General features: G+C 58.2%; 6 protein-coding genes. All 6 read left to right on the top strand.

Features of this window, described 5'->3' with window-relative positions; genetic code table 11:
* Nucleotides 1-154: 154 nt before the first annotated feature.
* Nucleotides 155-634: a type VI secretion system baseplate subunit TssE gene (gene tssE / locus GWC77_RS25870; protein WP_173261718.1), complete on the top strand. Its 480-nt coding sequence runs from the start codon at nt 155-157 to the stop codon at nt 632-634.
* 48 nt (nt 635-682) lie between these two features.
* On the top strand, nt 683-2,521 hold the full coding sequence (tssF, locus tag GWC77_RS25865) for a type VI secretion system baseplate subunit TssF (RefSeq protein ID WP_173261712.1): 1,839 nt from the start codon (nt 683-685) through the stop codon (nt 2,519-2,521).
* A 19-nt stretch (nt 2,522-2,540) separates the two neighbouring features.
* The gene (gene tssF / locus GWC77_RS25860; protein WP_173261709.1) at nt 2,541-4,373 is read left to right on the top strand and encodes a type VI secretion system baseplate subunit TssF; all 1,833 of its coding nucleotides are present in this window, start codon (nt 2,541-2,543) and stop codon (nt 4,371-4,373) included.
* A gap of 171 nt (nt 4,374-4,544) precedes the next feature.
* The gene (locus GWC77_RS25855; protein WP_217283412.1) at nt 4,545-7,010 is read left to right on the top strand and encodes a type VI secretion system Vgr family protein; all 2,466 of its coding nucleotides are present in this window, start codon (nt 4,545-4,547) and stop codon (nt 7,008-7,010) included.
* The gene (locus GWC77_RS25850) at nt 6,952-9,417 is read left to right on the top strand and encodes a hypothetical protein (RefSeq protein WP_173261705.1); all 2,466 of its coding nucleotides are present in this window, start codon (nt 6,952-6,954) and stop codon (nt 9,415-9,417) included. Before GWC77_RS25855 ends, GWC77_RS25850 begins: the two co-directional genes overlap by 59 nt.
* Nucleotides 9,418-9,434: 17 nt before the next feature.
* Nucleotides 9,435-10,085 carry a hypothetical protein gene (locus GWC77_RS25845; protein WP_173261702.1) on the top strand — a complete coding sequence of 217 codons (651 nt, stop codon included), beginning with the start codon at nt 9,435-9,437 and terminating at the stop codon, nt 10,083-10,085.
* Nucleotides 10,086-10,555: the final 470 nt, after the last annotated feature.

Below are 10,555 nucleotides of genomic sequence, written 5' to 3'. Positions count from 1 at the left end.
ATGACGGGGGACTGCTCGGCGCGGCGTGGCGGCAGCGGTTCCGGGCTACGCCCTTCACCGCTGCCGCCACGCCAGTACTCTCATCCTGATTGACGCGCTGCTCTCATCTTGTTTGACGCGCGGCACTGCAGCTTCTTTGCGAGTTGACGACCTGATGAACCGATTTGAACCAGGGCTGCTTGATAAGCTGTTCGGTAACGATTCGCACCAACCTGCGTCTGTTGTACGGCAGTTGTCACTGGACGAGTTGAAGCGCTCCGTCGCCCGGCATATCGAGTCACTTCTGAATGCGCGGATCGTGTTCACGGACAAGCGCCTTGCACGATTCCCCGAGTGCCGGCGCTCGGTGCTGACCTACGGTCTGGACGATTTCGCGGGGCTCAGTCTCGCGAGCCATGACGACCGCAAGACGATTTGCGATTCGATTCAACGGGCGATCGAGCGGCACGAGCGAAGGTTGAAGCAGGTCCAAGTGAAGTTGGAACTCAATGCTCAGTCGACGAATATGCTGTGCTTTGCAATACAGGCGCTACTGGTCGTGCATCCGGCGGAGGAACCCGTCAATTTCGACGCCATGCTGCAGCCGTCGACGCTGCAATACTCGGTCACGCATGCACGGACAAAGAGACCGTGAGTGAGCATGGGAGCTCGGGGGCGACACATACACGGGGTTTGAAAATAGATGGACGAGTTGTTACCGCATTACGAGCGAGAGTTATTGCACTTGCGGCACTACGCCAAGGATTTTGCGCAGCGCTATCCAAAGATCGCGGGCCGGCTGGAACCGGTCGCCGAGCATGGCGACGACCCGCACATCGAGCAGATGATCGGTGCAAGCGCGCTACTGAGCGCAAGAATTGGCAAGAAGCTTGAGGACGACTATCCGCAGCTCATCGAGGCGCTGTTCGAAGTCCTGCATCCGCATTACCTCCGGCCGTTCCCGGCGTGTTCCATCGCTCAGTTCATCCCTGCGTCGGCTGATGCAGGAGGGCGCGCTTACACGCTTGCGCGCGGCACTGAATTGCGTAGCCGGTCGATCGACGGTGTTCAGTGCCGGTTCAAAACCGCCTACGATGTGACGATTGCGCCACTCGCGATCGGTAAGGCATGTTATCTGCCGATCTCAGCGGCGCCAGTCGTTCTACCGCTCCACGCAGCGGGAATCGTGTCCATTACGTTCGAATCGAGAGCACCCGTAACCGGCTTGCGTGCACTCGATCAGCGTCATGTCCGCGTCCACCTGAACGGCGAACCCTCATTCATTTCGGCTCTCGCCGACGGTATGCTCATTCATGCGCTGGCGAGCTACGTGGAGACGGACAGCAGCGGCCGTTGGAGACCGCTCCGGGCAGTGCCGATTGCACAGGCCGGGTTTGACGAAGAAGAGGCGCTACTCGACTATCCGATGCGGTCGCACCCCGCGTACCGGACGGTAGCCGAATATTTCGGCTTTCATGAGAAGTTCAATTTCGTCGATGTCGATCTCAGTGCCATGCTCGAGATGGCGGGACCTTGCCGGAGCGTAACCCTTCATGTCGTGCTCAAGGAAGGCCACGGCAATCCGCACGCGGCACGATTGCTGGAGACATTGTCGCTGTCGCATTTGACGCTGTTCGCTACGCCGGTCGTCAACGTGTTCTCGCAGCACGGGGAGCCGGTTCGCGTATCTCACACGGCGGTAAGGTATCCGGTTATAGCCGATGCGAGCCACGCAGCGGCTTATGACATCTACTCGATTGATTCCGTACGCCTTGTGCGCCAGACGCCCAATCGCGACCAGCTCATTGAGCTTCGCCCGTTTTACTCGCTGCGCTATGGGGACGAAGAGCGGTCCGGTCATTACTGGTTCGCTCGCAGAGATGAGAAAGTCGCTCTGGCGAGCCCGGGCTATGAAACGGAGATTTCGGTGGTCGATGTCGATATCGATTTGTCGGCTGCGCAAACGGATACGCTGAGCCTCGAGTTGACTTGCACGAACCGGGACCTGCCGTCGAGGCTCGCGGTCGGGCTCGAGGGCGGCGACCTGTTCATGCACGACGAGGTAGCGGACGGCACGGTGTTCCGTATCGCCATGTTGCGGCGGCCGACGCGGACGCTGCGCTTCACGCATGACCACGACTTGCATCTGCGGCTTGCATCGCACCTTGCCCTGGATGAGGTACCGCTTGCCGACATGGATGTTGCCGCGCTCAAGGCAGCATTGATTCTTTACGACGTGCAACAGTCCGCGGTGTCGGCCCGGCATATTCAAGGAATCGTTGACATCGAATTGCGGGATGCCGAAATCGAGCTGCCGGGTAACCCGTTCGCGACGTCGGTGCGGGGCGTTGAATTGCGCTTGACCATCGACGAACGCTATTTCGTCGGGGCCAGCATCGCGACATTCGTGAACGCGATAAATACGTTTCTTGGCAACTGCGTTCAACTGAACAGCTTCGTGCAATTGACCATCGTGTCGAAGGAAAGGGGCGAAGAGATCGTGAGATGCAAGCCTCGCAGCAGCGATTTGGTGCTCGCGTAATCAAAGGAGGCCTTGGCCGATGACTACAAGCTACGACGACAACGATGACGACCTGCTGCGGCACCACTACGAGAACGAACTCGAGGTTCTGCGGCGCGGCCTGCGAGCCTTCTCGCAGCGAAACCCGGAGGCGGCCGCGCGCCTGTCGATCAACAGCGACGGACGTTCGGATGATCCGGGCGTCGAACGTCTGGTCCAGTCGACAGCGTTGCTCCACGCCCGCCATAGCGCAAAAATCGACGATGATTATCCGGAGTTATCGGAAGCGCTGATCCAGCGGACGTATCCGCAGTACGTGAGGCCTTTCCCATCATGCGCGATCGCGCAGTTCGACATCGAAGAGGCGTTCGATAGTTTGAATGAATCGGTGCGGATTGTGCGCGGCACTCGCTTGTGGACCCGGGGCGACCGGTGCGCTTTCAGAACCGCGCATGACGTCGTGCTCGCGCCTTTACGAATCCCGCGAGCGCGGTACGCGCTTACGCCGGTTGCACCGGCCAGTGTGACGCTGCCGCCAGACACTGTCGGCGTATTGTCAATAACCTTCTCTGCGGCCAAGATCGGTGGCCGGCTCGATGTCGCCACGCCCGCGACGCTACGGGTCCATCTTGCCGGTCGGCCGGCGATGGTGGCCGCATTGATGGACACGATGCTACTGCGCACGGCAGAGGCTTATGTGGAAGACAGCGAAGGGCGCTGGACACGCCTCGCGGGCCGACCCGTGAACATGGTGGGCTTCGGACAGCAGGATTGGCTTTTCACGGACGCGAAGGAGCCCGGTCAACCATTTGGCCTACTTGGCGAGTATTTCGCATTTGCCGGGCGTTTCCATTTCGTCGACATCGATTTTGCCTCACTGTGTACCGCGGCGCCTGGCGACGAACTCACGCTTCACCTAGTCATCGCGGGACAGCCGCAGAGTGCGGCGACCACCCAACTGCTGGCCCATTTTTCCGACGAACACCTCAAACTGTTCTGCACCCCCGTCGTGAATTTGTTCCGAAAGGAGGGCCTATCGCTCAAGCCGGATCGGAATAGCGGTGCGTGGCCGATTCCGGTACAGGGTAGGAACGAAGCGCTCACCGAGGTGTGGTCGGTCGATCGGGTTTGCACGAGGCAGGGTACACCGTTGGACTCATCAGCTTCGCTCATCACCGCGCATGCGAGCAGTTCACAGCCCAGGTGGACACTTGTGCAACGCAGCCGCCCCGCGTCCTCCGATGCTGGCCGACCGGCTGCGCTGCGACTGGTCGGCGCTGGCGGTCTTCTCGGAGGCGAGGCCGGTATTGGTTCGCTGCGCGTCGACGCGACCTGTACCAATGGCGATCTACCGGGTTCTTTGAGCTTTGGCGCTGCTGAAGGGGACATGCGGATGGAGGGCAAGGCACCAGCGACGACAAAGATCGCGCTGCTCCATGCCCCGACAGCGGTCGGGCGGCTTTCCCGTACCAACGGGGCATTGTGGAAACTGATCGCGCAGCACGCGCGACATGCCATTCAACTCGATCGGGCCGGCCTGCCCGCCCTCAAGCAGATTCTCCAGCAATTCGCCGTACTGTCGCCGCCGCAGGCACGACATATCGATGGCATAACGGGCCTGCGACAGCGGCTCGTCATGACACTAGTTGCAAGAACGCTGCAGCCCGCTTTGGTGCGCGGGCTTGAAATCACCCTGGAAATCGATGAGCAATTGTTCGTTGCGAACAGCATCGCCATCTTCGCTGGGGTCATGGAGCGTTTCTTTGCGCCCTATGCAAGCGCCAACAATTTCATCCAATTGCGCATTCTCGCCACGAGTGGCGCGGTTTTATGGCGCGGGGAACCGGTGAGAGGCGTCGCCGCGCTACTGTAGACAGCTAAAGCCTTGGGCGCGCGCAATATTTACTTAAATTCGAAAAGGCTCGGCAATAATTTCCGTGAAATGTTAACGAATGCTAAGTGCACGCCCGCGTGTTTTTCTGTCCGCAAAGTCTGTGTAAAATCGCGCAAATTCTGAATGCCGGCTCATTCGTCGGACTCGATAATGAATACCAACTTGTCTGTTCACGATCTCTGGAAGATCGCCACGGGGATGCAAAACAAGCGGCTGTTGACGCTATTGTTTCCAGAGGACGATGCCCCGCACGACATCCTATTGGCGAACCGTCTGGAAGGCGAGGAGTGCCTGTCGCGTGATTTCAGGTTTACTGTCGAAATCCTGTCGGACAACGCTGAGCTCGATCCGAGGGATTTCGTCGGCAAACTGATTTCGGTGCAACTGTTGCGCGACGACGGAAGTTTCCGGTACTTCAATGGCTACATCTTTTCGTTCCGGCTCGTGCGAACCGATGGCGGCATTGTCTTTTACGAAGCGGACGTAGGCCCCTGGCTGCGGTACCTCACGTTCCGTAAAAACAACCGGCTGTTCCTTGAGCAGACGATCCGTGGTCAAACGGCTACCGTCTTCGAGGACTACGGCGCGTTGCCGGTGTGGGACTGGCAGGTGAACGAGGCCGATGCGCCGATGACGATGGCGTGCCAGTTCGACGAACACGACCATAACTACCTTCATCGGCGATGGGAGCGCTTGGGTTTTTGCTACTGGTACGAGCACACGGCGAAGGAACACAAGCTGATCGTGTCCGATCCGACGCGAAATGAGCCGGCGATCGACGGCCCGAGCCCCGAGATTCCCTACCAGAGTGAGGCCGGCTCGCAGGAGGCGGACGGCGTTGCATCGTGGTCGCCAATTCAGCAAACCACGTCTACGCACGTCGCGGAGTCGCGCACAGACTTCAAGGCGCTTGACCTGAACGCGCGCACCGGTGGTTTTGTCGATTCGCGGACGGACGACTGGAAGACCCGTGGCGGCCAGAAGCTCGAATGGTACACATATGCCGGCTCGTACGGACATCGCAACACGGATGACGGGCAGCGGCTGACTGATCTGCGCATCGAAGCGATCGAGGCGCTCGCACGGCGGTACGAGGCACAGGGCAATAACCGCTTCGTAATGCCGGGGCGCTGGTTTCGGCTGACCGACTACCGTGGGCGAGCGCTCAGCGACAACCATTACGACGATGAGTATCTGATTGTCTCGGCGCGTCACGTCGCGACGAACAATTATCTGCAAGGTGTAGGCGCCGAGGCGACATACCGCAATCAGTTTACGTGCGTGAGCAAAAGCACTCCCTGGAGGCCGATGCGCGGGTACAACAGCGTCGAGACGCGCATCCTGGCGCCGCAGACCGCGACGGTGGTGGGACCGGAGGGCGAAAGCCTTTACACGGACGAGTACGGTCGCTGCCTGGTGCAGTTTCACTGGGACCGGGAGGGCAAATACACTACGTGGGTCCGCGTCTCCAGCGGCTGGGCGGGAGGCAATCAAGGCATGACGGCGTTGCCACGGATCGGCTCTGAGGTGGTCGTAATGTGGCTGGATGGTAATCCTGACCATCCTATCGTCACAGGCAGGATACAAGGCGCCGACAACGTGTCGGCGTGGCAGTTGCCTCATCAGCGCGCGTTGACGGGCATTCGCAGCCGTGAATTGGTGGGCGATGCGGGCAACCGGGGCGGGGGACGCAGCAATCACTTGATTCTGGACGATACCGCCCAGGCCATCCAGGCGCAACTACGCAGCGACCACGCTGCTAGCCAGTTATCGCTTGGGAGCATCACGCGCATCGATGACTGGCAGGGTAGGCAGGATGCGCGCGGGGAGGGGTTTGAACTGCGCACCGATGCTGTCGGGGCGATTCGGTCTGGCAGAGGTATGTTGGTCAGTACCGAGGCGCGGCCGTCGGGTCGCTCGCACGTCTCAGATGTGAATGAGCCAGCGTCACGTCTCGCGGAAGCGCAGACGTTGCATAGGGATTTGGGCGAAGTCGCCCAGCGGCATAAGGCGCAGAATAGCGGCGGCGACCAAAGCACCGTGGCGGACGCCTTACAGTCGCAGGTTGATGGCATTAAGGGCAGCACGAGCAGGCGCGGCGATGGCTCGTTTCCCGAGTTAAATGAACCGCATCTGTTGCTTGCTGCTGCAGGCGGGCTGCAAGCGACGACGCCTGCGACTGTACATGTCAGCGGTGGTAAGCATGTTGCACTCACGGCTGGCCGCAATTTGTCGGTTACGGCAGGCAAATCGTTGCTAGCGAGCGTGCTCGACAAGATCAGCTTGTTCGCGCAGAACGCGGGGATGAAGCTGTTTGCGGCTAAGGGTAAGGTCGAACTACAAGCTCACTCTGACAATATCGAACTCACTGCTGAGAAGACGGTAAAGGTCGTGTCGGCGACGGAGAACATCGAAGCGGCGGCGAAGCAGGAAATCCTGCTGACATCGGGCGGAGCCTATATCCGGATCAAGGATGGCAATATTGAGATTCATGCGCCGGGAAAAATCGATATCAAGGGGACGCAGCATTCGTTTGCCGGGCCGGCGCAGATGCCATATGCGTACCCTGACTTTCCGCAATCGCTCCCTAGCCTCCGCTGGCCGTTCTCGGAATGAGCTCGGTGTCTCACCTACATATACCAATATGCTAATTAGTTACCCCTTTCTCCCGCCTCGGCAGGCATCGGAAAATGACGAAGCTTGGGAGGCGCGCATACTCAGTCTTGAAATGCTCAACTCGGGTGTTTATCCCGCCAGCCTTCAATCCGTATGGCATGGCGGAATTCATTTGTGCGATCCGGGCAACCACGAGCCGGTGCGCGCAATCGCGGATGGTACGCTTGTGGCCTATCGTATGGCATCCGGAAAGGTTTCTCCGCAGGAAAGTCCTGCGGAAACAGGCGTTGATAACAGTTTCGTGCTGCTGCGTCACGAGACCGAAACTGCGGAGGCTGAACAGGGGGAAGGTTGTAACAAAGTTGTTTTCTACTCGCTGTATATGCATTTGATGAACGATGCCGAAGTGCGAAGTGAAGGTCGGCAGCATGCGGCGCGTCCTTTGCCACTACGAAGCGCTACCGGTGACGGTTCAGATGCAGAAAGCATTAGAGTCGATGGAGAGACCAAGGTTTACCGGAAGGACATTCTCGGATTTCCCGGCCTAAGCGCCGGTGGTCAGCGTATGATTCACTTTGAGATTTTCACCACGGATTCGGACTTAAACGAGTTCTTTGTTGATAGCCTCAGTACCGTCGTGGATGCGCAGGGAACTGCGAGTGGCAAAGTAGGTGTTTGGGGCGATAGTTACTTCGTAGTCCCCGCGGGTGCGTCTGTTCTCTCCTCGGCACCACACGCCGACGCGCACCACAAAATAGCTGGGCACGTATTTCCCACCGGCCAGGCCGGGACGACGGGCGCACGCCTCTTCGTGCGCATTGGGTATCGCAACGGCGACAAATTCACGACTGTATGGCGCGATAATGGTGGCACGCTTGCTCCGACGTTGTTGACAAGCCCCCAGGGTACGGTAGACAAGAGCTTTGAATATGCGCTGTATCCGCTTGCCAAAAAGCTTTACCGAAGTTGCCCTAGTGCGGGTTACGAGATGCTGCGCTTTGGCCGTGCGATTGGCCCAGATAAGCAGCTACTTGCTGTAGCGGATAAGCACCTGCATACTCTGATTACTTGGGACACAGGCAAAACCGGATACGTCGATCTCGCAGCCGATGGTATTAAGAAACTATCCGATGCGGATTTCCCCTCATGGCTCGGTTGGCAAAAGATCGCAGAGTCTGATGGCGCTTTCTCTGCCGATGGCATCTGCGATGTACCGAGCTTGCAGACACTCATGAGGTTAGCTATCAAACCAGGTGACACCGGTGATGCGGCAACGCAGGATTTTTCAACATTTGTTTCTGCGCCAGAAAATGCGTTGATACGTGAGCGGCTACGCCATCTGGTCTGCCGGTTCCGCACAGAATGGGACGGCTCCGACAATGAGCAGCGTTACGCACGCCTCAAGCAAAAGGACGGACTGGGGGACGGTGTCGATGGCCCTTTTTACGGTAAAGACGTCGATTACGACAAACAACTCGCGTTTTTCCGGAAACTTCAATTTTGGGGACAACCAGCCGACTGGATACACACCGGGCTAACCGATCCACAGGTGTGGCATTTCCATCCGTTCGGCTTTATTCAGCACATGCGCCGCTGTGGTTGGCGCTCGCTCAATGAAATTGCGCAATTGCTTCCGCGCTCTTCGTATGTGGGGATGCCATCGCGTCAGGACCACGTGAATATTGCGTGGGGCACCTCGGTTTCGCGCTGGACGCCCTACGTGCGAGCGTTCAATCAGGCGTTTCGCAAGTACGGTCTCGTGACACCGAACCGGCAGACGCATTACCTTGCGCAAACGTTCATCGAGACAGCGCGCATCGACACCATGCGGGAGCTTGGCCGCGGGCACAAGAATAGTCACGGACATTGGCCAACCCCGGCAATGCAGTACTATCAGGCTTTCTTCGGTCGCGGTTCCATGCAGCTCACATGGGCCGGCAATTACGACGAGTACCGCGATTTCCGTACTGCGGGTGCACTAGCCGACAATACATCTGGCGTCTATTCGGACTCGCGCATTACGCAGACATCACTGCACTATTGGGCCAATCCCGCCGATCATGGAACCGAGAAGCGGTGGTACCCTCGCTACGATCCAGACATCATCGCATCGGACCCATACAATGCCGCTGATAGCGGCGGATACTACTGGGTGTCAAAGCACCACGACGGTGCCTACGATATCAACAGCGTTTGCGACCGCGGGGTTACGGAGCAGACCATCGGACGTGTTTCGGTGCTTGTTAACGGCGGAGGCTTCGGCTACTTTGAGCGTCAGGGCTACGCTCACTACGTTGCGCGCTTCTTGAGCGACGATACGAGCGAGACGAGGACTGAAACGTTCAATCCGCATCACGGCAGCGTCACATCTGCAGTCACGGTGGACTATACACCTCAACGACCCTAACCAGACTTAACCTCGCCATGAAATATCGAATTGCTTGGTTCACCGCCACAGCGCTTGTAACTTTCACTTCGGCCTGCTGGGCCATCGGTCCCAACGTAAAGCACGACAAGCTGGAGATCACCGATCTGATCGAACGGTCGATTAGCGTCGTCTATACTAACAGAGGAGGCGATCAAGCCTTTGATGTGAAATCCGTGGGTATCGTGTCCTTCGAATCAGGGGAAACAAAGGCATGGCTGCTGCCGGTTCTCAACGGAAACGCGGACAATCATCCGCTGCGCTCGGGGCATTGTGATGTGCTGATCTATAAGAATGACAGTGACTACGTAACGCCGATAAAAATGACTCCGATATCGCTCGATGCCGTGCAGGATGACAAGTGTATCGGATTCGAGCGGCCGTTGATCGTGGACCGGGACAACAGCGGAACGTCGCCATTGGTTATCTACCCGACAATTTATGCGAATCGGCTCAAATCCACGGTTTGGCGCGTGTTTGTTTACGATGCACTAAACCGCTCGTTCTGCTATGCTCCGGAAGCATCGACCAGCTTGACAAAGGCGGCAAGCGCGATATCGATCAAGGACTCCGATGCAAGACGCGTCCTAGACAGCCTCCACTTGCCAGCGGACGCGTTGAAATGTGCCGCGCCGACAAAAGTCGACTGATCGCGAGTTCAAGGCATGCAACGGTTCCTGAGACTCAAAGACGACAAGGCTACGGCAAACGCAACGGTGCTCGCTAAGCCAACCACGATTCAGGTCGAAGGCCAAGATGTCGCGCCCAAGGGGGACGACATACAATGTCCGGCATGCAACGCTACTAGTAAGATCAAATGCGACGGCTCGCGTCGAGCGATGACCGCGCCTCGATGCAGAGCTTCCGCGCATGAAGGCCCTGACCTTCCGCCTGATATCCGATTATGTGTTGAGCGCTCGATGCCAGCTCGATGGCTGCCGGTCGTCGGTTGTTGGGTCCTCATGTGATGCGGCGCGGCCTTTTAGGGCGTTTAGCCCATTTCATTACACACAAGTCCGCGTGAGCGGCTTGTAAACTGTCGCGACTTGCCGTTTACTCTTGCTTTTTGCGCGGCACGCGAATGGCACGATCAACGGAGAGCTGGGCGGCAATGGAATTC

Source organism: Paraburkholderia sp. NMBU_R16 (assembly GCF_013282575.1).
Classification (GTDB): Bacteria; Pseudomonadota; Gammaproteobacteria; order Burkholderiales; family Burkholderiaceae; genus Trinickia.
Note: the sequence above shows the minus strand (reverse complement) of the source record. Positions and strands in the feature narration are given on the sequence as shown.

Bases quoted from the DNA above. Each gene is read 5' to 3' on its own strand.
- tssE (WP_173261718.1), top strand. From the start codon at position 155: ATGAACCGATTTGAACCAGGGCTGCTTGATAAGCTGTTCGGTAACGAT.
- tssF (WP_173261712.1), top strand. From the start codon at position 683: ATGGACGAGTTGTTACCGCATTACGAGCGAGAGTTATTGCACTTGCGG.
- tssF (WP_173261709.1), top strand. From the start codon at position 2,541: ATGACTACAAGCTACGACGACAACGATGACGACCTGCTGCGGCACCAC.
- GWC77_RS25855 (WP_217283412.1), top strand. From the start codon at position 4,545: ATGAATACCAACTTGTCTGTTCACGATCTCTGGAAGATCGCCACGGGG.
- GWC77_RS25850 (WP_173261705.1), top strand. From the start codon at position 6,952: ATGCGTACCCTGACTTTCCGCAATCGCTCCCTAGCCTCCGCTGGCCGT.
- GWC77_RS25845 (WP_173261702.1), top strand. From the start codon at position 9,435: ATGAAATATCGAATTGCTTGGTTCACCGCCACAGCGCTTGTAACTTTC.